Here is a 21,985-nt window from a genome sequence, read left to right as displayed (position 1 = left end):
TCGGCTTCTCGGGTGACCGCCTCGCGGTGGAGCCGTGGACGCCGCACCGTCTCGCGGAGAAGCCGGGGAGGCCGCGTCGCCCCTCAGGGGCGCGACGCGGGCAGGAGGCAGCATTCAGACGCGGCCGGCCGCCTCCATTGCGAACCTGATCGCGTAATTGGCTTTTCTTTCCTGATCAAACTCAGGCCAAACATTAATAAGATCTCGATTTGGTAATGATGCAGATCTTACCTCGAGTGACAAAAATGGGTCTGCCATTTTATGGAAGCAATACTGCAGACTGTGTCCCGTGGGTGCATCGGTGCTGCCAAGTGGGCCGCCATCGGTAGACCAGGTGGCGGACCTCGTCGCGAAAGGAAGAGAGCGCGGAAGCGTTACCGTCGATGACGTAGCCGCCGCGCTCGACCGCTCCGAGCTGCCGTCCGACGCGCTGGAACGCGTCGTGCGGATGCTCGCGGAGAACGGGGTGGAGGTCCTCGAGCCGCAGGGCGACGACGAGACCGTCCGTCCTGATGAGGAAGACGTAGGCAAGCGGGCGCCGACCAGTGATCTGGTCCGCATCTACCTGCGCGAGATCGGCCGGGTCCCGCTGCTCACCGCCGAAGAGGAGGTCGAACTCGCCAAATCCATCGAGGCAGGGCTGTTCGCCGAGGACAAGCTCGCCAGCGGGCTCGCCCGCCTGGCCCACCCCGAGTTCAGGGAGCTGGTCTGGCAGGGCACGCGGGCCAAGCAGCGGCTGATCGAGGCCAACCTCAGGTTGGTGGTCTCCATAGCGAAACGGTATGTCGGGCGCGGCATGCTCTTCCTCGACCTGATCCAGGAGGGCAATCTCGGACTCATCCGCGCGGTCGAGAAATTCGACTACACCAAGGGCTACAAGTTCTCCACCTATGCCACGTGGTGGATTCGCCAGGCGATCACCCGAGCCATTGCCGATCAGGCGCGCACGATTCGAATTCCCGTGCACATGGTGGAAACGATCAACAAACTGGTCAGGGTGCAGCGCCAGCTCCACCAGGACCTGGGGCGGGAGCCCGCGCCCGAGGAGATCGCGCTGGAGATGGACCTGCCGGTCGACCGTGTGGTGGAGATTCAGCGGATCGCGCAGGAGCCGGTGTCGCTGCAGTCGCCGATCGGCGAGGAGGACTCCGACCTCGGTGACTTCATCGAGGACGCCGACGCGGTGGTGCCCATGGAGGCGGCCGCGTTCATCATGCTGCAGGACCAGCTCGACGACATCCTCGCCACGCTGTCCGAGCGGGAGCAGCGCATCATCCAGCTGCGCTTCGGGCTGGCCGACGGGCACCCGCGCACGCTGGAGGAGGTCGGCAGGGAGTTCGGCGTCACGCGGGAGCGCATCCGCCAGATCGAGTCCAAGACGCTCGCCAAGCTGCGCCACCCCACCCGCGCCCAGATGCTGCGCGACTACCTCGACTAGCAATCACCTGGTCGCCGAGCCCCGGGAGCCGTCTCCCGGGGCTCCGCCGCGCGCCCGTCCGGTACGGCAGGCGGTCAGGAACAGCCCTCGAACTGCGGCACCGACACCGTGCCGATCGTCAGCCCCGAGGTCCCGAACCACTTGCGCAGCAGCATCCCGGCCGTGCCGTCCTGGTACATGTCGGTGATCGCGCGGTTGACCGCCTCGCAGCCGTCCACGTCGCCCTTGCGCAGGCCCACGCCGGTGCGCTGCTCGTTGAACTGCGTGTTCACCAGCCGGACGCCGCGGCCCTCACGTGCGGCCAGCCCTGCCAGGATCACGTCGTTGGTGGTGATCGCGTCGATCCGGCCGGACTTCAGCATGGCCATGCACTGGTCGTAGGTCGACGCGGGCACCACCGAGGCCGGGATCTGCCGCTCGTCGATCACCCGCTGGGCCGCGTTCGACCCCTGCACCTCGCAGATCTTCCGCCCGGCCAGGTCACGTACGTTCGCGATGCCCGTGGTCCCGTCGCGTACCAGGATGTCCTGGAACGACAGGTGGTAGGGGCCGGCGAAGGACACCCTCGTCTTCCGCTCCTGGGTGATGGAGAAGGTGGCGACCACCAGGTCGGCCTTCCCCTCGAGCAGCAGTCGCTCCCTGTCGGCGGCCAGCGCGGGCACGAACGTGGGGGTGGCGCCGAGCTTGCGCGCCACGTAGGCCGCCACGTCGACGTCGAACCCCTCGAACCGGCCGTCCCCCTTCCTGAATCCGATCGCCGGCAGGTCGGGCCGGACGCCGATGACCAGGCGCTCCTTCCCGACGACGGACGACGCGGCGCCCGCGCCGCACCCGCCCGCCGCGCCCAGCACCGCGACCCCCGCCAGAACGACCAGCATCCGCCTGGCCCGCATCCTGACGGCCTGCATCCGCCTGGCCCGCGTCCGGGTGGTCAGCATCCGGGTGGTCAGCATTCGGGTGGTCAGTATCCGAGCGGCCTTCATCCGGGTGGTCAGCATGCGCACCTTCTTCACCGGTACTCCTTCAGCCTCGGCCGCACCCCTGCGAACACGCCCGCCGCGATGACCAGGCTCCCGGCCGGTACCAGCGCCTGCAGTCCACGCACCCCGTTCCCGCCGTCCGCGACTGCCTCGGCGAAGATGATCTTGTGCCGGTCGGCCAGCCGTACCAGCGTGGCGTCGTAGGCGTCGAAGGCGGCGCGCACGGGTCCGGTCAGCTCGGCCGTCGCCGCCGCGCCGGACCGGGCGCGCAGGTCCCTGTCCGCCTGCTGGAAGCGCTGCCAGGCGGCGGTGACGTCGTGGCCGCGCAACATGCCGAGGAAGCGGCCGTCGTGGAGCGAGCCGAGCGCGCCCTGGTAGGCGGGCAGGTTGGCGGCGGCGACGTAGACCAGCGACTGCGACTTGTCGAAGAAGGTGTGCTGGTAGGTGTCGGCGCGCACGCCGTCGAGCAGGTAGCGGCTCTGGTCGGCGTGCAGGCTGTTGCTGATCGCGCGGGCCCTGGCCAGGGTCAATACCGAATCGAAGCCGTCGCGCTTGGCCGCGGTCAGCGCGGCGGCCTCCTGCTCCAGCACCACCGCGCCCGCGATGGCGCAGGCCGCCGTGGCCAGGGTGGCGGCCAGCAGCGCCGGACCGAGCACCCGGCGGAACCTGCGGGCCAGATAGACCTGCAACCAGACCAGGCAGCCCAGCGCGAGCGCCCCGCTGAGCAGGGCGATCACCCGGACGGTGACCACCGTGGCGCGGCCGTCCTCGTAGGCGTGCCGCACGATCGTGCCGCTCTCCAGGGTGAGGTTGTAGGCCTGGGGGAGCAGCTCGCGCGTCATGAGGTCGGTCGCCCGCCGGTAGATCTCCAACGCCCGGTCACCTGCCCGCGCCGTGCCGCCGGACTGGGCTGTGCCACCGGACGGGGCTGTGCCACCGGACGGGGCTGTGCCACCGGTCTGCGCTGTGCCACCGGTCTGCGCCGTGCCGCTGGACTGGGCTGCGCCGCCGGTCTGCGCTGTGTCGTCTGCATGCGTTGTGCCGTCTGCCTGCGCGGTGCCGCCGGACCGGGCTGTGTCGCCGGTCGCGGGCAGGGAGCTCAGGAGCAGGGCCTCGGCGGCCAGGCGTTCGTAGCGGCCGAGACCATCGAGCACGGCGGCGATCGTGCGCCGTTCGGCCGGGTCGGCGCCGGCCAGGCGGTGCGCCTGGAGGAGCGCGTCCCCGACCTCGGTCCTGCGCCGGTCGTAGCGCGCCAGCGCGTCCTCGCGCCGGTCGCCGAGCAGCAGGGCGTCGGCCACCTGGGCGTCCATGTCGCTCAGGCCCATGTAGAGCCCCGCCGTCGCCACCACCTGCGGCCCCGCGTCGTTCCCGATCACCTGCAGCCCCTCGCGGGCGGCGGCGGTGCCGTACGCCAGGGTGGCGAACAGCAGCGCGAGGGCGGCGACGGTGACCGCGGAGATCACCTTGATGCGCCCGGGGACGGTACGGCGCGCCAGGAACATCACGGCGTGCCTCCGCGCAGCGTGATGACCGTCCACGCGCCGAGGTGGATCCGGTCGCCCTCGGCGACCGGCACCGCCACGTTGACCTGGAGCGGCTTGCCGTTGACGCGGGTGCCGTTGGCCGACCCCGGGTCCACCAGCGCCCACGTGCCGCCCGGCTGGGCCATGAGGACGGCGTGCAGGTGCGAGATCCCCGGGTCGGCGGGCGGCTCGCCCAGGTCGATCTCGGGCCTGGTGCCGCGGGTGACGCTGCGGCGGCCGATGCGGACCTGCGTGCCGGTCAGCGGGTAGACGCGTTCGGGGCGGTAGGGGGGGAAGACCATGGCGCCGGCGTCGGGCCCGTTCAGGGCGATGACCTCGTCGAAGTAGGCGTGGTCGGCGCCGACCACGACCTGCCACAGCGCGGGGGCGACGGGGTCGGGCAGCGGCGACTCGAAGTCGTGACCGTCCACCTCGCAGAACCGCCCGGTCCGCGGCGTCCGGCAGATCGGGCACTCCTGCCCGCCGAACCCGCCGTCGCCCGGACCCGGCTCGGTGCCGCCGGACGCCGCCGGAGCCCCGGACCCGCCCGCCGCACCGCCGGAACCGCCCGGGTCGCCGGACCCGCCCGTGCCCCGCGGAGCATCGACTGCTCCGGGGGCGCCGGGAAAGACCGCGGCCCCCGAAAGACCGGCCCCCGAAGGACCGGACCCGCCCGCCGCGCCGGGAGCCGCCGCGTCGGCAGGGGCCATCCGGGCGCCGCACACGTCGCAGTAGTCCGCGTCCTGGGACGTGTGCCCCTGAGGGCACGTCAGCGCCATCTCAGCCCTCCTGCCGAAGCTGGCTCGTCCGCGTCGACCCCGTGTCGAGCTCGATCTCGTCGGCCTTGTCCACCCGGCTGCGCAGCCGGGCCGTCCCGGTGCCGGGGTCGACCTCCACCATCTTGTCCAGGAGCCTGGCGGTGTCCTCCCGCCCCGAGGAGCCGGCCAGCTGCCGCGCCTTCGCCAGCCGGGCCGTCGCGGTCGCCGTGTCGCCCGCCGCCCGGGCGCTCAGCCCCTCCTGGATCAGCTCGTGCAGCTCCGCCTGGCCCGTGTAGTGCGCCACCTTCGGATTGATCCGGGTCGAGGCGGCCAGGTCGTCCGTCCAGTGCGCCAGGACGTTGCCGCTGGCCAGCACGTCGCCGGTGTCGGGGCGGACCAGCTTGACCCACGCCGCCCTGATCTCCTGTCCCGGCGCGGACGGCGGCACCTCCACGCACAGGTGGTACTCCCGTTCGTCCTCGCCCCACGAGCCGGTCGGGTAGTCGCCGGTCAGCGGGTTGACCGCGGCCGCCTTCCCGGTCAGGTCGAGCAGCGAGGGCGAGACCTGCTTGACGTACTTCAGCGTGGCGTCCTTGGGGATCCACACGCGCAGCGCCAGCTCGGCGACCGTCTTGCCCATCGACGCCTCGGTGATCCTGGTGAAGAAGGCCGCCAGGTCGCGCTGGTCGCGCACGAAGTCGAAGGTGCCCAGCAGCGCCTCGGAGACCTTGCGCAGCTCGGCGGGCACCCAGTCGGCGCCCACGCCGAGGCTGTCGCAGACGAACCTGCCCTCGCAGTGCTTCAGCGCACCGGCGAACGCCGCGTCGCCCTCGTTGTTCTGCCCGTCGGTCATCAGCAGCGCGTGCCTGATCGCGCCGGGCCTGCTCTCCAGCAGGTCGGCGGCCAGGCGCAGCCACTGCCCGATCGAGGTGCCGCCGTCGGCGTCCAGGGCGTCGATGGCGCTCTTGGCGTTGCCCCGCGTGCTGAAGTTCGCCGTGGCGAGCTTGCGGCCGCGGGGATAGACCATGCGGGCCGAGGTGTCTCCCGCGATCACCGCGAACTCCACCCCGTCGCGCAGCGTGTCGACGGCGGCCTTCGCCGCCTGCCGCGCCTCTCTGATCTTGCCGCCGCTCATCGACCCCGAGGTGTCGATGATGATCACCTCGGCGGCCTGGGCGGGCGTGGGAGCCGCCGCCGCGCCCGTCACGGTGAGGACGGCGTGCACCTCCCTGCCGCCGATCGGCAGGTACTTGTTCTGGTCGACGTGCAGCGTGAACTCGCTCAACAGGCTCTCCTGACCGGTATCAGAACGACGGTGACGTTGTCGCGCCCGCCCGAGGCCAGCGCGTGGTGCACGAGCGCGCGCGCCCCGTCGATCGGTACGGCGGCGCGGAAGGAGACGGGATCGTCGAGGTAACCCCACAGCCCGTCGGTGCACATCATGAGCAGGCCGGGGGAGTCGGGCACGAAGCCGAGCGCCCGGCACCCGGCGTTCCTGGCGTCGGCGCCCAGCCACGCCGTCAGCACGCCCGCCGAGGCGACGTCGTCGTCGGTCAGCAGGACGGCGGCGCCCTCGTCCGGCAGCCAGTAGGCGCGGCTGTCGCCGACCCAGCCGACGGTGACCAGGTCGGGGCCGGCCACCGCCGACACGTAGGTGCAGGCGGGCGCGTCGTCGGCGGAGGTGCCGAGCGCGGCGACGGCGCGGGCGGCCCGCGCGCACGCCGCCCTGGTGGCCGCCTCCTGGCTCGAACCCGCCTTGAGCTCCTCGGCCAGGACGGCGACCCCGGTCTGCGCGGCCAGCGTCGAGGCGGTCTCGGGGCGCGGCGACTGGGACACCCCGTCGCAGACCACGGCGATGACGTGCCGTTCGGCCTCGCCCAGCGCCATCGCGTCCTGGTTGCGGCTGTGCCGTAGACCCTTGTCGCTGGCGCCCGCCGCCCCCGAGTCGAGGACGAGTTCGACGTGGTCGGTCGCGGCCGGTGCGCGCAGGCCGCACTGGAGGCAGTAGCCGTCGGCGATCTCGCCGCCGCATGCCGTACAGGAGGGGGCGGGGCCGAGCGGGGAGCCGCACTGCTCGCAGAAGGCGTGGTCGGGGAGCACGGGGGCGCCGCACGCCGGGCAGCTCACAGCCAGGTCCTCGGACGGACCGCGTTGGCGCGGTCGACCAGCTCGTACCGTTCCCGCCTGGTCGGGGCGGCTCTGGCCAGCTCCCGGTAGACGCCCTCCAGCCTGCGCCGCACGCCGCTCTGGGTGAGGGGCGCGCCGAGCAGCGTGGTGGTGTGGGAGGGCGGCGGGGCGGCGGCCGTCACCCAGGTGAGCGCGGCCTCGAGCAGCTCGGCCGCCAGCTCGCCGCGGCGCCGCCCCTCCAGCTGGGTGAGCCGGTCGAGGCGCTCGCCGGCGGCGATCAGCTCGGCGGGGGCGAGCTGGGCGGCAGGGCGCCGGGCGGCGATCGTGACCAGCGCGCTCTGCGCGGCCACGTACTGGCTCGACGAGGCGGGCACCTGGTCGAGCGCCGCCGCGGCGGCCTTGCCGTTCCCGTCCGCGAGCTCGGCCCTGGCCAGGCCGAAGGCGGCGCTCACGTAGCCGCGGTCGGTCCGCCACACCGTGCCGTACCAGCGGGCGGCGGCCCGGTGGTCGCCCGCCTGCTCGTGCGCGAACCCCAGGGCCAGCTTCACGGCGGGCTCGCCGGGCAGCAGGCCAAAGCAGCGGTCGAACAGCTGGAGGTCCGGCTTGCCCGACGCGAGCGCGCGCACCGCCTGGTACCAGGTCACCCGCCAGTCGTCGCCGAGGGTCCGCGCCGCCTCGTCGAGGAAGTCGTCGGACAGATCGTGCTCGGCCACCACCCTGGCCTTGGTCAGCAGCGTCTCGGTGGTGGCGGGCAGCGCCGAGACCCGGCTGAGCAGCTCGCGCGGGTCGCGCGCGAGCAGCCCCGGCAGCAGGCCCGCCGCCGGATCGGCGGGGTCGGCCAGCGGCACCGGCAGCGCCGCCACCGCCGCCTTGGGATCCAGCGGCTCGAAGACCCCTGTCACTCCCTCCGCGACCCGCTCGGGCCCGAAGACCGCCGACTGGCTCGGGTACGGCACGCCGTCCTCCGCCGCCCGGATCTCTCTCAGCACCCCGGTGAGCTGCTCGGCCATCTCGGCGGCGTCGGGGAAGCGCCGGCCGGGTTCGGGGTGGGTCGCCCGGACGAGGAAGCGGTGGAAGGACTCGTTCCCCCACGCCTCCAGCCCCGGCAGCGGCACCTCCACGTTGTCCTTCGCGGGGCTGAAGGGATGGCTCAGGACGGCCAGCGTGCGCGCCACCGTGTACAGGTCGGCGGTGATCGACGGCCCGGACGTGGCGATCTCGGGGGCGTGGTAGCCGGCCGTGACGTACGAGCTGCCGGTGCGCGCGCCGACGCGCTGGACGGCGCCCAGGTCGATGACCTTGAGCTGCTGTCCCACCTGGATGACGTTGGCGGGTTTCAGGTCGCAGTAGACGAGGTCGTTGTCGTGCAGGTACTCGAAGGCCCTGAGGATCTCCAGCGCGTAGGGGATCGTCTGGCGCGTCGGCAGCGCCTCGCCCTGGCGCAGCCGCTGCTTGAGCAGCTCCTGCAGGGAGGGCCCGCCGACGTACTCCATGACGATGTAGCCGGCGCCCTCGTGCCGCTGGAAGTTGAAGATCTTGACGATGTTGGGGTGGTCGACCGTCGTCAGGAACCTGCGCTCCGCCTCGGCCGCCGCGAGCGCCTCGGCGTCGGCGGCGTTCAGCAGGCCCTTCAGCACCACCCACCGGCCGTCGAGGTTCTCGTCGGCGGCCAGGTAGATCCAGCCCAGCCCGCCGTGCGCCAGGCAGCCCAGCACGCGGTACTGGCCCGCCACCAGCGCGCCCGGCGCCAGCTTGGGGGTGAAGCTGTAGGGCGTGCCGTCGTGCGGGCAGAACCCCTCGGTACGGCCCGCCACTCCCTCGCGGCTGCGCCCCACCGGCCTGCCGCACGCCGAGCAGTACCGCTTGTCCTCCGGCACCTCGGGGTTGTCCATGACGGCCTCGGCCGGATCCCGGTACGGCGTTGGCGGCACGTCCACCAGGCCGTGACCCAGCACGCCCGCCGATCGCCTGGCAGAGCTCGACCTGCTGCCCGACGGCCTGCTGCCCGAGGGCCCGCTGATCGACGGCACGCTGCCCGACGGCCCGCCGCCCGACGGCGCGGTGGCATCGCCCGAGACGGTCGCCGGCGGGCTCTCGGGATGCCCGCACACGTCGCAGAAGCCCTCCTGGATCGTGCCCGTGCAGCCTGGCTGCCCGCACCTGGTCATCGGCGCCCTCCCTGGATCGCGTCCTGGTAGTTCTCCACGGCCTCCGCCGCCTGGTTGAGATCGCACGGGGCGGTCCACAGCAGCTCGCGGGCCCGCGTGAAACGGCGGGCGGTCTCGGGGTCCTCGGCCAGCCCGACGCGGACGGCCTTGGACTGGACGGCCAGCAGGCGCCCGCGTAACTCGTCCCTGCGGGCCATCAGCCCCAGCAGCGCCGACGTGGTCGTCCGCGCCCGTGTCAGCGCCTCGCGGGCCGCGCGCTCCACGCCGGACAGGCGCCTGGCGCGCTCCACCCAGCCGCCGGCGGGCGCGTCCGCCCCGGGAAGGGCGGCGGCGTCGGCGGCGAGGCGGTCGGCGACGGTCCTGGGCCTGGTCGAGGGAGGAAGGAGGATCTTGACCGACACCGCGGCGTGGGTCCTGCGCGCCTCCGCCTCCGCGGTCCTGACCTGCTCGACCAGCTGGATCAGGGTGGCGTGCCGCGGGCCGTACGACTGCCGGAGGGCGTCGGCGCGGGAGAGTTCGGCGAGGCGGGAGTCGAGCGTGGCGCCGAGCCGGTCGAGGTCGGCGGGGGAGAGGCCGAGCGGGTCGGCGGCGGCGGTGGAGCGCAGGCGGGCGAGTTCTTCTTCGTGCCCTGGCGCGAGGGGCGGCTCGCCGAGTTCGGCGGTCAGGCGGGTGATCTCGCCGAGGCGGGTGGCCGCCGACTCCAGCGGCGGCAGGAACGCGGTCCACGCCGCGTCGATCTCGCGCAGCGCGTCGGCGGTCGCGCGGAACGCCTCGTCCATCCGGGCGACGGTCTCGTCGAGGGTGAGGCCCTGGGTCGGGGGAGGGCGTAACGACCTCCGCTCGACCGGCAGGTTCTCCGGCGCCGGCCGTACGGAGGGACCGGCGAGCAGGGCGGTCAGCTCCTCCAGCTCGGCGGGCCCGGGGCGGGCGCGGCGGGCCCTGACCTCCTCGGCCTGCCGCAGCACCCCGCGATAGGCGTCATATAACGCCCAGAGCGTGGTCACGGCCTGCTGCGCCGCGGTCCACACGGTCAGCGTCCGGCCGCGTAAGGCGGTGCTCTTGAGCAGCTGGAAGGTGGTGTGGGACTCCAGGTCGAGCAGATCGCCCGAGATGCGGTCACGTTCTTCGCCGCGCTGTCGCAGCGCGTGGTCGGCGCCTTCCCGGCTCATCGGCGGCCCGGTCGGTTGCATCAACGTTCCCCCGTCGAAGTGAGGACCCCGCACCCATTTACCGGGTCAACGACGGTCGTGTCCAGGGGGGTTCCTGACCCTGAGGGGTCTCCCTGACTTGTCCCTGATTCGACTGCCGAACCGGTCCATGTCGGGCTCCGGCGGCCTAGCGTTGCTCCCATGGCACGCATCCTGCTCATCATCGCCCTGGTCATCGTCGGCCTCATGCTCGTCGGCCCGATCCTGGGCTTCGCTCTCACGCTCCTGAAGTGGGCGCTGATCATCGGCGGCATCGCGGTGGCCGTGATGTTCGTCTCCCGTTGGGCCAAGACGCGGTAGGTGACGGACCCCACGTAGGCGGTTTAGGTTAGGGAAAGCTAAGTTAGGACGACCTAACGCGCTCAAGGAGTCGACCATGCGTTCCCTAGCCCTGTGTGGAGTACTCGCCGTCACGCTCGCCGCCTGCGGCACCGCCGCCGACGACGGCGCCGACGGCGGCAGCGCCAGCGGCAGCGGCAGCGCCGCCTCGGCTCCGCGGCCCGCCCCGACCGGGGCGGTCCAGGAGAACGTGCCCGTCACCGCCACCGACACCACCTGCGTCGTCGGCAAGACCGCCCTCAAGGCCGGCGTCGTCAAGTTCGCGATCAAGAACGACGGCGGCCAGTTCACCGCGGTCTACGTCTACCGCGCCGACAGGACCGTGGTGAGCGAGCGCAACAACATCCAGCCCGGCACCACCGCCGACCTCGTCGTGGAGATCGGCGGCGGCAGCTACGAGCTCGCCTGCAAGCCCGGCCACAAGGGCGACGGCATCAAGGCGCCCTTCACCGTCACCGGCGAGCTGAAGGCCGCCGCCGACCCGCGCGCGACCAGGGCGGTCACCGACTACCGCGCCTACATCACCGCCCAGGTCGACGACACGATCGCCAAGACCGAGGAGCTCGCCGCCGCGGTCAGGAAGGGCGACGTCAAGCGGGCCAAGGCGCTCTACGCGCCCAGCCGGGTCGGCTGGGAGAGCATCGAGCCGGTGGCCGAGGCGTTCGGCGACATCGACCCCAAGGTCGACCTGCGCGAGGCCGACCTCGAACAGGGTCAGAAATGGACGGGCTGGCACCGCCTGGAGAAGGCGCTGTGGAAGCAGCCCGACAGCCTCGACAAGGAGAAGAAGTACGCCGACCAGCTGCTGGCCGACCTCGACGACCTCAAGAAGCGGCTGCCCGAGGCGGAGATCACCCCCGCCTCCATGGCCAGCGGCGCCAAGGAACTGCTCGACGAGGTCGCCACCGGCAAGGTCACCGGCGAGGAGGAGGCCTTCTCCCACACCGACCTGTGGGACTTCGACGCCAACGTCGACGGCGCCAAGAAGGTCTACGAGCTGCTCACGCCCATCCTGATGGAACGCAACCCCGCCCTGGTCACCACGCTCGACACCCGGTTCGCCGACCTCGACAAGCTCCTGGCCGCCTACCGGAAGGGCGACGGCTTCGTCTCCTACACCGAGCTGTCGAAGGAGCAGGTCAAGGAGCTGGCCGACGCGGTCAACGCCCTCGCCGAGCCCCTGTCCGGCCTCGCGGCCGCCGTGGCGGGCTGAGCCATGGTGACGCGACGCAGGCTGCTGACCGGCGCCGGGCTCGTGGCCGGCGCGGGCGTGACGGGAGGCGCCGTCTACGGCCTGGCCCAGCAGGCCACGCCCGCCCCCGCCGCCGCCGCGGGTCACGCCCCCATCCCCTTCCACGGCGCCCACCAGGCGGGCATCGCCACCCCTGTCCAGGACCGCCTGCACTTCGCCGCCTTCGACCTCACCACCACCGAACGCGACAAGGTCGTGGCCATGCTCAGGCAGTGGACCGCGGCGGCCGAGCAGATGACGGCCGGGCGCGAGGTCGGCAAGGGGGCGCTCGGCGTGCCGCTCGCCCCGCCCGACGACACCGGCGAGGCGCTCGGCCTGCCCGCCTCCAGGCTCACGCTCACCATCGGCTTCGGCGCGTCGTTCTTCGACAAGCTCGGCCTGGAACGGCCCGCCGCGCTGAAGCCGCTGCCGCGCTTCCCCGGCGACAAGCTCGACCCGGCCCGCAGCGACGGCGACCTGTGCGTCCAGGCGTGCGCCGACGACCCGCAGGTGGCGGTGCACGCCGTACGGAACCTGGTGCGGCTCGGGTTCGGCACGGCCGGCGTGCGCTGGTCGCAGCTCGGCTTCGGCAAGACCTCCTCGACCACGCCCGAGGAGCAGACCCCGCGCAACCTGATGGGCTTCAAGGACGGCACCAACAACATCCCCGGCTCCGACGCCAAGCTGCTCGACCAGCACGTCTGGATCGGCTCGGAGGGGCCGCAGGCGCTGGTGGGCGGCTCCTACCTGGTGGCGCGGCGGATCAGGATGCACATCGAGACCTGGGACCGCACCTCGCTCAAGGAGCAGGAGGACATCTTCGGCCGCACGAAGGGCGAGGGCGCCGCCTACGGCCGTACCCGGGAGCACGACCCCGTCGACCTGTCCCAGCTGCCCGCCGACTCGCACGTGAGACTGGCCAACCCCGCCTCGCTCGGCGGTGTCAGGATCCTGCGCCGCGGCTACTCCTTCACCGACGGCAGCGACGGGCTCGGCCGCCTCGACGCCGGCCTGTTCTTCATCGCCTACCAGCGTGACCCCGAGCGCGGGTTCATCCCGATCCAGCGGTCGCTGGCCAGGACGGACCAGCTCAACGAGTACATCCAGCACGTCGGCTCGGGCCTGTGGGTGTGCCCGCCGGGCGTCCGGCCGGGCGGGTTCTGGGGGGAGACCCTGTTCAGCTAGGACAGACCGGCGCATAGTGGGCAGATGGAGGCGCGGCCGGCGGTCGATGACGCCGCGCTCGGGCGCGAGGCGTTGCACGTGCTCGAGGCGAACTGGATGGGGTCGGCCACCGTGCCTGCCCCTGGCCTTTACCCGCACCAGTGGAGCTGGGACTCCGCCTTCGTCGCGATCGGGCTGGCCAGGCACCGGCCCGAGCGCGCGACGGCCGAGCTGGACGGCCTGCTGAAGGGCCAGTGGGCGACGGGAATGATCCCGCACATCGTCTTCCACACCCCCGAGGCGTACTTTCCCGGGCCTTCCGTCTGGCGCTCCTCCGAGCACCCCGACGCCCCCTCCGGCATCCTCACCTCGGGCCTGACCACCCCGCCGCTGCACGCGCTGGCCGTCTGGTGGGTGTGGCGGCACACCGCCGACACGGCCTACGTCAGGCGCGTCTTCCCCGCGCTCGCCGCCCAGCACGCCTACCTGGCCACCGCCCGCGACCTCGGCGGCGGCGGGCTGGCCGCGATCGTCCACCCGTGGGAGTCCGGCATGGACGACAGCCCCACCTGGGACGAGCCGCTGGCCGCCCTCCCCGAGATCAGGTACGGCTACCGCACCCCCAGCCTGGACGAGCGCCACCCCGACAGCGACCACGACCGCTACGTCTGGCTCGCCCTCCGCTACCGCGACGCGGGCTACCGCCACGAGTACCTGCGCGACGACCACCCGTTCGCCGTCGAGGACCCGATGTTCAACGGCGTCTGGCTGGCCTCCTGTCACGCCCTGGCCGAGTTGGCCACCGTCGCGGGCCGCGACCCCGCGCCCCACGCCGACCAGGCCGCCAGGATCAGGACGGCCCTCGCCGAGCGCCTCTGGAACGGCTGCTTCTACGCCCGTGACCTGCGCGCGAACCGCCTCATCCCGGTCACCACCATCGGCGCCTTCGGCCCCCTCCTCGACCCCGAACTGCCCCGCGACACCGTCACCGCGCTGGTCGAGATCCTGGAGTCGGCCCGCTTCATGGGCGCCGCCGGCTACCCCGTGCCGAGCTGCGAGATCCGCGCGCACCAGTTCGACCGGACCCGCTACTGGCGCGGCCCGTCCTGGGTCAACACCAACTGGTTGCTGCGCCGCGCCGCCATCCTCCACGACCTGCCCCACCTGGCCCAGCTGCTCACCACCGGCACCCTCCGGCTGGTACGGCAGGCGGGCTTCCGCGAGTGCTTCGACCCCTTCGACGGCAGCGGCAGGGGGTGCAGGGACTTCTCCTGGAGTGCGGCGCTCACCCTGGATCTGCTCGCCGATACCTTGGCCTCATGAGCATCTTCCGCCGCCTGCCGTCCGACGTGCGCAAGAACCTGGCCACCACGAGCGGGGAGCGCGTGCTGACCTTCGCCCGGTCCGGCGAGGGCTACGTGGTCGCCACCGACCTGGCGCTGTTCCTGCCCGACGGCGAACGGGTGCCGTGGGAGCAGGTCGAGCGGGCGGCATGGGACGACGAAGGGCTCAACCTGACCACGTCCGACGGCCGCCGCCTGTCGGCGCCCGTCACCGAACCGAACCGGCTGCCCGAGGCCGTACGCGAACGGGTCAACTCCACGATCGTCGTCAACAAGTACGTGCCGCTGCCCAGCAGGGGAGGGGTGCGCCTGGTGGCCCGCAGGGCGCCCGGCTCGAACGACTTCACCTGGAAGCTGCACTTCGACGAGGGTCTCGACCCGGACGACCCCGGGCTGCGCGCCCACGCCGAGCAGGCGCTGGAGGGCATCAGGCGCAGCATGGGCGTCTGAAGGGAGCCCGGCTGTCCCCCCGGGCCCCTCGTGCGTCTAGTACGGCACGCCGCTGTCGTCGGCCTGCGTCTTGGACTCCGGCTTCTCGGACTCGGGCCAGCCCGTCCCGGTGTCCAGATGGTCGGCCTCGCGGCCCTTCCCCAGGAACGGCACCTTGTCGCCGACCTTCGCCCGCGCCACGCCGGCCACCTTGGAGACCTGGGCCCCCATCAGCCCGGCCGCCTCCTGAACCCTCGGACTGTCGGCGACACGCCGGGCCGCGCGCTTGATCTGCTCGTAGCGTTCCCGCCCCGCTCTGGTGCCGAGCACGTAGCCAACGGCCAATCCGACAGCGAACATCATCCGATATCGCATTTTCCACCTCCGCTGTCTCCGGGCCTACCCCGCTCACGATGCGACACGCACTCCAGATGTGCGCTAATCTATTCCTGCGCCGAACGGAAGGGCCCCAAGCCCCGGCCGGGAAGCGCGAAAGTCCGATCCCGTGTAGCTCAATCGGCAGAGCAGCCGGCTGTTAACCGGCAGGTTATAGGTTCGAGTCCTATCGCGGGAGCTTGGCTCAGCCAAGGAACATACGATTCAGGCCCTCTACCTGGTGACAGGTGGGAGGGCCTGAGTCGTTAAGAGCGTCAGAACGGGAGCGTGCGGGCCTCCTCTGGGACGTACGCGCCGAACTTCTCGCCCCTCCTACGCCCTCAGGACCGCCACGGCCTGCTCCAGCGCGCAGGTCCTTGAGCCGGACGTGTTCGTGCTCGCGTCGAAGTAGACCGAAACGTCGCTCAGCCCCGTCACCGGGCGCGTGGCAGGGCCAGCCTCCCAGCCGCCCGCTTCCCTGCAGGTGGGACGACGGCATACGGGCAGGCCAGGGCGGTGGCGTCTGTTCGCACTTGCGCGCTGACAGGCGCCCGGCTGGCAGGATGCCTAGCCGGTGTCCTGGTCGCACACTCGAGTCCGTTGCCGGACAGGGAGGTCTCGTTGAGCGGTATACCCGATCTTGGCCCACTGCCCCAGCGCGTCACGGTCAACGCGGAGCAGGCTCATCGGCTCGTCGCCGAGCAGTTTCCTCAGTGGGCCGACCTCCCGGTCGAGCCCGTGGCCAATGGTGGCTGGGACAACGTGACCTTCCATCTCGGCGACGGAATGCTGATGCGTCTGCCCAGCGCAGCCGAGTACGCCTTGGCGGTGGAAAAGGAACACCGGTGGCTTCCGCCGCTCGCCTCCCAGCTTCCGCTGCCCATTCCCACCCCGCTGGCGAAGGGCGAGCCAGGTGCGGGCTACCCCTTCTCGTGGTCGATCTACCAGTGGCTCGACGGCGAGCCTGCGAGCGCCGACCGGATCGCCGATCCGGTCGGCTTCGCGGTCGACCTGGCGGGCTTCGTCGCGGCCTTGCAGAGCGTCGACACCGCTGACGGTCCCCGGCCGGGAAAGCACAACTGGTTCCGGGGCGCCACACTGCGCACCTATGAGGGGCTGCTCGAGCACGCGCTGAAGGAACTGGACGGCCACGTCGATGTCAGCCTGGCGCGCGAGATCTGGAAGACCGCGCTGGACGCACGCTGGGACGGTGTGGACAGGTGGTTCCACGGTGACCTTGCCCAGGGCAACGTCCTGATCGAGGACGGGCGGTTGGCAGCCGTCATCGACTTCGGCACGTGCGGCGTCGGCGACCCGGCCTGCGACCTGGCGATCGCGTGGACATTGCTGACCGCCGACGGCCGCCAGGCGTTCCGCGAGCGACTGTCCGTTGACGATGCGAAGTGGGCGCGCGGGCGTGGCTGGGCTCTCTGGAAGACGATGGCCACCTGCTCAGACACCCTGGGCGATACCGACGAGGTGGCGCTGAACGCACGGCGCGTCCTGACCGAGATCTTCGCTGAGTACTCAGCAGGGAGCCCTGGCGAGTGACACAGTGAGTGGCATCCGAGGCGCCCGAGCGGATCCGATCACCCCGTGGGGCCCGCATCGCACCGACAGGCCGCATCACCCGGCCGCCGTGATGGGCTGAGGAGTCGAAGGGGGAGTCAGCCGGTGTGAACGGGCACGAACGAGGCTGAACTTGGTTGATCGGCTGACTCCACGCGGGGTCACAGGGGAGGGAAGCGGGGGTCGCGGCGTTCGAGGAAGGCGGCCACCCCCTCGGTGAAGTCGGGGCGGCCGAACGAGGCCATCATCTCCCGCTCCGCGGCCTTGGCCGACGCCTCCAGCGTCTGGTCCCAGTCGCCCCACACCTGGCGCTTGATGACCTCCATGGACGCCGGAGAGCTGTGCACCGCCAGCTCCCGCGCGTACGCCTGCGCCTGCGGCACCAGCTCCTCGCCCGGGACCGCCCGGTTGACCAGGCCCATCGCGCAGGCTTCGGCGCCGGTGAACACCCGCCCCGACAGCAGCACGTCCATGGCCCGCTGCTGCCCCATGAGCCGCGGCAGCACCCACGACAGGCCGTACTCGGCGATCAGTCCCCTGCGCGCGAAGGCCGTCGTCCACTTGGCGTCCTCGGCGCTGAAGACGAGATCGCACACCAGCGCGTGCACCATGCCGAGCCCGGCGCACGCCCCGTTGACGGCGGCGATGATCGGCTTGCGGATGGTGGTGGGGAAGGTGTTCGGCCTCGGGTCGGGCTCCTCGTCATAGGTGCCGGACCGGATGGCGTCGAGGGTCTGGAAATCGGCGCCCGAGCAGAAGCCCCTGCCCGCGCCGGTGACCACGATCGCCCGTACGGCGGGGTCCTTCTCGGCCTGTTCGAGGAGGTCGTAGTAGCGGCGGCCCATCGCGTCCGTCCACGCGTTGAGGCGCTCGGGACGGTTGAACGTCAGCGTCATCACGCCCTGGTCGACCGACGACAGCACCAGCTCCGACATCGCGCACCCTCCAGGCGCCTGCTACTGACGTTACAGAACAACGTTCTACACCAAGGGGGGCAGGTCCGGAAAGCCGTGATCGGGCAGGTCGGGTGGGGATCGCCGTCGCCCACCCCCGCCACGCGCGCCCGAGGAGCGTCCCCTGGACGGGCGGGACCCCGTGCCGGGCGGAGGCGCCTGGGCGGGCCTGCCGTACAGGAGGAAGACGCGCCGGCCGGACGGCCCGCGCCCGCGCTGCCGTGAAGAGCGGCCCGCACGGTGAAGAGAGACCTGGGCCGCTGGAACGGGTGCCTGCGCTGCGTGAAGAGAGGCCTGGGCCGCCGTGAAGGGGTGCCTGCGCTGCTGCGTGAAGAGAGGTCTGTCGCTGCCGTGGAGAGGTGCCTGCGCTGCCATGGAGAGACAGGGAGCGGGGAGCGGGGAGCGGGGAGCGGGGGAGTCACGGGTGGGCGGGGACGAAGGCGGGGGTGAGGCGGTGCCGGTCGTAGTAGCGGTGGAAGACCGGGGTGGCCGCGCCGGACATCGGTGGCACGATCCACGACCAGTCCGCCGGGCAGACCCTGCCCGCCTTCTCCTCCCGCTCCAGGTGGGTCAGGAACCGCCTGGACTCGGTGTGGTGGTCGGTCATCGTCACCCCCGCCCGCTCGAACGAGTGCAGCACCGCCACGTTGAGCTCCACCAGCGCGTGGTCGCGCCACAGGGTGCGCTCGCGGGAGGTGTCCAGGCCCAGCCGCCGGGCGATCAGCGGGAGCTGGTCGTAGCGGTCGTGGTCGGCGAGGTTGCGGGCGCCGATCTCGGTCCCCATGTACCAGCCGTTGAACGGCGCGCACGGGTAGCAGATGCCGCCGATCTCCAGGCACATGTTCGAGATGGCGGGCAGGGCGTGCCAGCGCAGGTCCAGTTCCTCGAACCAGCGGTACTCGGGATGCCTGATCGGTACTTCGAGGATCGCGTCCCCTGGCACGCTGCACAGCAGCGGCTGTCCCTTGGCGGGCTGGACGACCAGCGGCAGCACGTCCCACCTGGTTCCCTGGCCGCCGCGCCAGCCCATGGCGAGCGCCTGTCCGGTGAAGGCGACGTTGCGCGGGTCGCCGAGCACGCCGCCGTCCTTGAGCTGGTAGCCGGCGTAGCGGATCAGCTGCTCGTTCACGATGCGCGGTCCAGGGCAGCCGGGGTGGTCCTGGGCGAACACGGTGATCATCGGCCGGATCTTGCCGTGGCCCGTGGCCTCTCGCAGGTGGGCGACGCATTCGACGGCGACGCCTTCGGCGGTGGAGACGTCCCTGCGGTCCCTGACCTTCAGCGACCGCCAGTAGAGTCTTCCGATGCAGCGGCTGCTGTTGCGCCAGGCCACTTTCGCGCCGAACTCCAGTTCCTCGGCGGTGTGCGTGTAGGTGCCGAACTTCGCCGCGTCCCTCGCGATCCGGCGTAGGCGCGCGGTGACGTCCCCCGCGTCCGGGTTCTCCGCGTGGAACAGGCGGATGAATCGTTCCGCCTCGCGGAAGTCGACGGTCTTCTCGGCGGCGGTGTGGACATCGAAGGGACGAAGGGATCTCATCCACGTAAGCACCTGGCACCCAGCGCATTCCGGGTTGGCGGAGCGTCCTGCCGATTCCGGGTCGGAGGCACGTTCCTGTGGCGGCGCCCTTTCCGCGCCGCCCTCATGGGACCCGCAGCAGATCACATCTTCACCCTGCTCGGCATGATTTGTCCCCCGAACCGGGAAACTGTGTGATCGAAGCGCTCCGGAGCGTCACGCGACGCCGGCCGGAGACCGTCGCGCCGCGCTCAGGGGGTGAGCTTGTGGGCGCCCCTGGCGGGCGTGGCGGGCAGGAACCGGGGCTCCTTCCAGCCGCGCTCGGCGTAGGCGGCCAGCACCGCCTCCTGGACGGCGGGCACCCGCTCCTCGGCCACCAGCGCGATCGCCGACCCGCCGAACCCGCCGCCGGTCATCCGCGCGCCGCGTGCCCCGCCCCTGATGGCGGCCTCCACCGCGACGTCGAGCTCGGGCGCGGACACCTCGTACTGGTCGCGCAGCGACAGGTGCGAGGCGTTCAGCAGCGCCCCGATCTCGGCGACCGCCTTCGCGCGCAGCAGACCGATGACCGCCTCGACGCGGTGGTTCTCCGTGACGACGTGCTGGACGCGCTTGCGCTCGTCACCCTGCAGGACGGCCAGCGCCCCCGCCAGGTCCGTCACGTCGCGCAGGGCCGCGACCCCCAGCTTGCGGGCGGCGGACTCGCAGTCGGCGCGGCGCCTGGCGTACTGGCCGTCGGCCAGCTCGTGGTGGACGCCGGTGTCGATGATGAGGATCCGCAGCCCGTACGCGGCCAGGTCCAGCGGGATGGCGCGGTATCCGAGGGAGCGACAGTCGAGGAAGAGCGCCTTGCCCTCTTCGGACAGCGCCGAGGCGGCCTGGTCCATGATGCCGCACGGCATGCCGACGAAGTCGTTCTCCGCCTTCTGGCCGAGCAGGGCGATCTCCATGGGCGTCATGCCCAGGCCGTACACCTCGTTGAGCGCGGAGCCGACGACGACCTCGAGGGCCGCGCTGGAGCTGAGCCCCGCGCCCGCGGGCAGGTCGCCGTCGATCACGATGTCGGCGCCCCGGACGCGCGAGCCGAGCATGGCCAGGACGCCGACGACGTAGCGGGTCCAGCCGGTGGCGGACTCCCACGTCTCGATGACGGCGGGCGCGCCGGGCGACTGCAGCGACAGCAGCCTGATCGTGCCGTCCGTGCGCGGGCTGAGCGCGGCGGTGACACCCCACGGCACGGCGAAGGGGAGCACGAAACCGTCGTTGTAGTCGGTGTGCTCGCCGATGAGGTTGACGCGTCCGGGCGCCCGCCACACGGTCGCCGGCTCGGCACCGTAGGCGCCACGGAAAGCTTCAATAACGCGCATAATCGAACACTCCTCAACAACGGTTCGACCGTAGACTAGCGCGATGGAGGAAATGAGGGATCCCCGGCTCGGGACGGTCAGGCTCTTCCTCAAGCACGACGACAACAAGGCCCGCAAGCTCAAGTACAACCTGGGCCACCCGCGCGTGCTCAGCTTCGGCGGCGCCTACTCGGGGCACCTGCGCGCGCTGGCCAGGGCGGGCATGGAGCACGGCTTCGAGACGATCGGGGTGGTGCGCGGTGAGGAGCGTCTGCCGCTCAACCCCTCACTGGCCTACGCCAAGGCGTGCGGGATGCGCCTGACCTACCTCGACCGCGCCACCTACCGGCTCAAGCACACCCCGCCCGTGCTCGACGGCCTGCGCGAGCGGTTCGGCGACGTCGCCATCCTGCCCGAGGGCGGCAGCAACGCCGCCGCGGTGCGGGGCTGCGCCGAGCTGCCGGGGGAGATCGACGTCGACTACGACCTGATCTGCTGCCCCGTCGGCACCGGCGGCACCCTGGCGGGCATCGCGGCCGGGCTGCCCGAGGGAAAGCGCGCGCTCGGCTTCGCCGTTCTCAAAGGCGCCGCCTTCCTCGCCGACGAGGTGGCCAGGCTCCAGCGCGAGGCCTACGGCGAGGTGAGCGGCAACTGGGACCTCGACCTCGACTACCACTTCGGCGGCTACGCCAAGCTCTCGCCCGCGCTCGATCCAGCCTTCGAGCAGGTCTACGTGGCCAAGATGATCTACGGAATCGTCGACCGGGCCAGGCAGGGCGCCTTCGCCCCCGGCACGCGCGTCGTCGCCGTCGTCACGGGTCAGCCCTCGACCCCCGTCGCGTCGTGGGGAGCGCCGACCGGTTTCGACTCCGGGGACCCGCGCTGACGCAGGAAGATCGACAGCACCACCATCGACGCCACGGCGAGGAACTCCGACTGCCAGTTCTGCAACGTCCTGCTCCAGAACTCCGGGCCGATGACGTAGGCGCCCCAGTCCTGCGGGTCACGCAGCTCGGCCAGCCGCTCGGAGTTGTTCGCGGCGAGCCCGGCCACCGACTGGGCCAGCCACGACAGCACGAAGATGGTGCCCATCACCCAGCCGAGCGAGTTGCTGAACACCGCGCTGCGCCAGCCGCCGGCCGTGGCCCAGTTCGGCGACTCGGGCTGGGCGTGCCTGCCCATCATCTGGTCCTCGTCGGACTCGCCGCCCTCCTTGCCGACCTCCTTGGACTCGGGCGAGCCCCGCTGCACCAGCCACACCGTCGCCACGATGAACAGCAGGAACTGCAGGTACTCGGACTGCCAGTTCTCGGCCACGTCCACCGCGAAGTCAGACGAGGCCACGTACTCGACCACCGAGATCGGCTGCCCGCCGTCGACCAGTTGCCGGTCGTTGTACTGGCCGTTGCCCGCCACCGCCTGGCCCACCAGCGCCAGGGCGAAGATCAGCAGGAAGAACAGCGACAGCGAGTTCTCCTTGAGGAAACGCTTCATCGGTGCATCAGCCCCATCGCGAAG

General features: G+C 71.8%; 20 protein-coding genes and 1 tRNA gene. 9 read left to right on the top strand and 12 right to left on the bottom strand.

Annotated features, from left to right (window positions below; all coding sequences use genetic code 11):
- Positions 1 to 334 precede the first annotated feature (334 nt).
- The gene (rpoD, locus tag ACWDLG_RS06345) at positions 335 to 1,438 is read left to right on the top strand and encodes an RNA polymerase sigma factor RpoD (protein WP_449916598.1); all 1,104 of its coding nucleotides are present in this window, start codon (positions 335 to 337) and stop codon (positions 1,436 to 1,438) included.
- A gap of 74 nt (positions 1,439 to 1,512) precedes the next feature.
- Here the strand turns inward: rpoD and ACWDLG_RS06340 are convergent, their stop codons facing one another.
- From ACWDLG_RS06340 to ACWDLG_RS06310, 7 genes are read right to left on the bottom strand one after another with little or no spacing between them, the layout of a single operon-like run.
- Positions 1,513 to 2,451 (bottom strand): transporter substrate-binding domain-containing protein, encoded by a 939-nt coding sequence (locus ACWDLG_RS06340; RefSeq protein ID WP_449916596.1) that lies wholly within the window; start codon positions 2,449 to 2,451, stop codon positions 1,513 to 1,515.
- Positions 2,448 to 3,923: a hypothetical protein gene (locus ACWDLG_RS06335; RefSeq protein ID WP_449916594.1), complete on the bottom strand. Its 1,476-nt coding sequence runs from the start codon at positions 3,921 to 3,923 to the stop codon at positions 2,448 to 2,450. Before ACWDLG_RS06335 ends, ACWDLG_RS06340 begins: the two co-directional genes overlap by 4 nt.
- A complete protein-coding gene (locus tag ACWDLG_RS06330; RefSeq protein ID WP_449916591.1) occupies positions 3,920 to 4,720 on the bottom strand; it encodes an FHA domain-containing protein in 801 nt (266 codons plus the stop codon). Before ACWDLG_RS06330 ends, ACWDLG_RS06335 begins: the two co-directional genes overlap by 4 nt.
- Before the next feature lies 1 nt (position 4,721).
- On the bottom strand, positions 4,722 to 5,984 hold the full coding sequence (locus ACWDLG_RS06325; RefSeq protein ID WP_449916589.1) for a vWA domain-containing protein: 1,263 nt from the start codon (positions 5,982 to 5,984) through the stop codon (positions 4,722 to 4,724).
- Entirely contained in the window at positions 5,981 to 6,826 is an 846-nt protein-coding gene (locus ACWDLG_RS06320) for a PP2C family serine/threonine-protein phosphatase (RefSeq protein WP_449916588.1), read from the bottom strand. Before ACWDLG_RS06320 ends, ACWDLG_RS06325 begins: the two co-directional genes overlap by 4 nt.
- On the bottom strand, positions 6,823 to 8,994 hold the full coding sequence (locus tag ACWDLG_RS06315; protein WP_449916586.1) for a tetratricopeptide repeat protein: 2,172 nt from the start codon (positions 8,992 to 8,994) through the stop codon (positions 6,823 to 6,825). The genes ACWDLG_RS06320 and ACWDLG_RS06315 overlap by 4 nt, the downstream gene beginning before the upstream one ends.
- Positions 8,991 to 10,163 carry a hypothetical protein gene (locus ACWDLG_RS06310; protein WP_449916584.1) on the bottom strand — a complete coding sequence of 391 codons (1,173 nt, stop codon included), beginning with the start codon at positions 10,161 to 10,163 and terminating at the stop codon, positions 8,991 to 8,993. The genes ACWDLG_RS06315 and ACWDLG_RS06310 overlap by 4 nt, the downstream gene beginning before the upstream one ends.
- A gap of 180 nt (positions 10,164 to 10,343) precedes the next feature.
- Between ACWDLG_RS06310 and ACWDLG_RS06305 the strand changes: the two genes are divergently transcribed.
- The 5 genes from ACWDLG_RS06305 (at position 10,344) to ACWDLG_RS06285 (ending at position 14,729) form a co-directional block, all read left to right on the top strand.
- On the top strand, positions 10,344 to 10,502 hold the full coding sequence (locus ACWDLG_RS06305; protein ID WP_354906522.1) for a hypothetical protein: 159 nt from the start codon (positions 10,344 to 10,346) through the stop codon (positions 10,500 to 10,502).
- A 76-nt stretch (positions 10,503 to 10,578) separates the two neighbouring features.
- Complete coding sequence (gene efeO / locus ACWDLG_RS06300) at positions 10,579 to 11,754, top strand: iron uptake system protein EfeO (protein ID WP_449916581.1); 1,176 nt, start codon at positions 10,579 to 10,581, stop codon at positions 11,752 to 11,754.
- Positions 11,755 to 11,757: 3 nt separating this feature from the next.
- A complete protein-coding gene (gene efeB, locus ACWDLG_RS06295) occupies positions 11,758 to 12,957 on the top strand; it encodes an iron uptake transporter deferrochelatase/peroxidase subunit (RefSeq protein WP_449916578.1) in 1,200 nt (399 codons plus the stop codon).
- 24 nt (positions 12,958 to 12,981) lie between these two features.
- Positions 12,982 to 14,259, top strand: a complete 1,278-nt coding sequence (locus tag ACWDLG_RS06290) for an amylo-alpha-1,6-glucosidase (RefSeq protein ID WP_449916576.1) — start codon at positions 12,982 to 12,984, stop codon at positions 14,257 to 14,259.
- Positions 14,256 to 14,729, top strand: coding sequence for a hypothetical protein (locus tag ACWDLG_RS06285; protein WP_354906518.1), 474 nt, complete (start codon positions 14,256 to 14,258; stop codon positions 14,727 to 14,729). The genes ACWDLG_RS06290 and ACWDLG_RS06285 overlap by 4 nt, the downstream gene beginning before the upstream one ends.
- A gap of 36 nt (positions 14,730 to 14,765) precedes the next feature.
- Here the strand turns inward: ACWDLG_RS06285 and ACWDLG_RS06280 are convergent, their stop codons facing one another.
- Positions 14,766 to 15,083: a YtxH domain-containing protein gene (locus ACWDLG_RS06280; RefSeq protein WP_449916573.1), complete on the bottom strand. Its 318-nt coding sequence runs from the start codon at positions 15,081 to 15,083 to the stop codon at positions 14,766 to 14,768.
- Positions 15,084 to 15,209: 126 nt separating this feature from the next.
- Here ACWDLG_RS06280 and ACWDLG_RS06275 point away from each other — a divergent pair.
- Together ACWDLG_RS06275 and ACWDLG_RS06270 are read left to right on the top strand one after the other, a co-directional pair.
- Positions 15,210 to 15,282 (top strand) — tRNA-Asn (locus ACWDLG_RS06275).
- Between the two features lie 422 nt (positions 15,283 to 15,704).
- Positions 15,705 to 16,634 (top strand): aminoglycoside phosphotransferase family protein, encoded by a 930-nt coding sequence (locus ACWDLG_RS06270; RefSeq protein WP_449916572.1) that lies wholly within the window; start codon positions 15,705 to 15,707, stop codon positions 16,632 to 16,634.
- Between the two features lie 179 nt (positions 16,635 to 16,813).
- Here the strand turns inward: ACWDLG_RS06270 and ACWDLG_RS06265 are convergent, their stop codons facing one another.
- From ACWDLG_RS06265 to galK, 3 genes are all read right to left on the bottom strand, one after another.
- The gene (locus ACWDLG_RS06265; protein ID WP_449916570.1) at positions 16,814 to 17,587 is read right to left on the bottom strand and encodes an enoyl-CoA hydratase-related protein; all 774 of its coding nucleotides are present in this window, start codon (positions 17,585 to 17,587) and stop codon (positions 16,814 to 16,816) included.
- A gap of 436 nt (positions 17,588 to 18,023) precedes the next feature.
- Positions 18,024 to 19,142, bottom strand: coding sequence for a nitric oxide synthase oxygenase (locus ACWDLG_RS06260; protein ID WP_449916567.1), 1,119 nt, complete (start codon positions 19,140 to 19,142; stop codon positions 18,024 to 18,026).
- Between the two features lie 230 nt (positions 19,143 to 19,372).
- Positions 19,373 to 20,488, bottom strand: coding sequence for a galactokinase (gene galK, locus ACWDLG_RS06255; protein WP_449916565.1), 1,116 nt, complete (start codon positions 20,486 to 20,488; stop codon positions 19,373 to 19,375).
- 43 nt (positions 20,489 to 20,531) lie between these two features.
- On the opposite strand from galK, the gene ACWDLG_RS06250 reads away from it, so the two are divergent.
- Entirely contained in the window at positions 20,532 to 21,353 is an 822-nt protein-coding gene (locus ACWDLG_RS06250) for a 1-aminocyclopropane-1-carboxylate deaminase/D-cysteine desulfhydrase (RefSeq protein ID WP_449916562.1), read from the top strand.
- Here ACWDLG_RS06250 and ACWDLG_RS06245 read toward each other — a convergent pair.
- A complete protein-coding gene (locus tag ACWDLG_RS06245) occupies positions 21,287 to 21,961 on the bottom strand; it encodes a DUF6766 family protein (RefSeq protein WP_449916559.1) in 675 nt (224 codons plus the stop codon). The genes ACWDLG_RS06250 and ACWDLG_RS06245 overlap by 67 nt on opposite strands.
- Positions 21,962 to 21,985 lie beyond the last annotated feature (24 nt).

This window comes from Nonomuraea sp. NPDC003727 (genome assembly GCF_053586935.1).
This window is presented reverse-complemented; position numbering and strand designations above follow the sequence as displayed.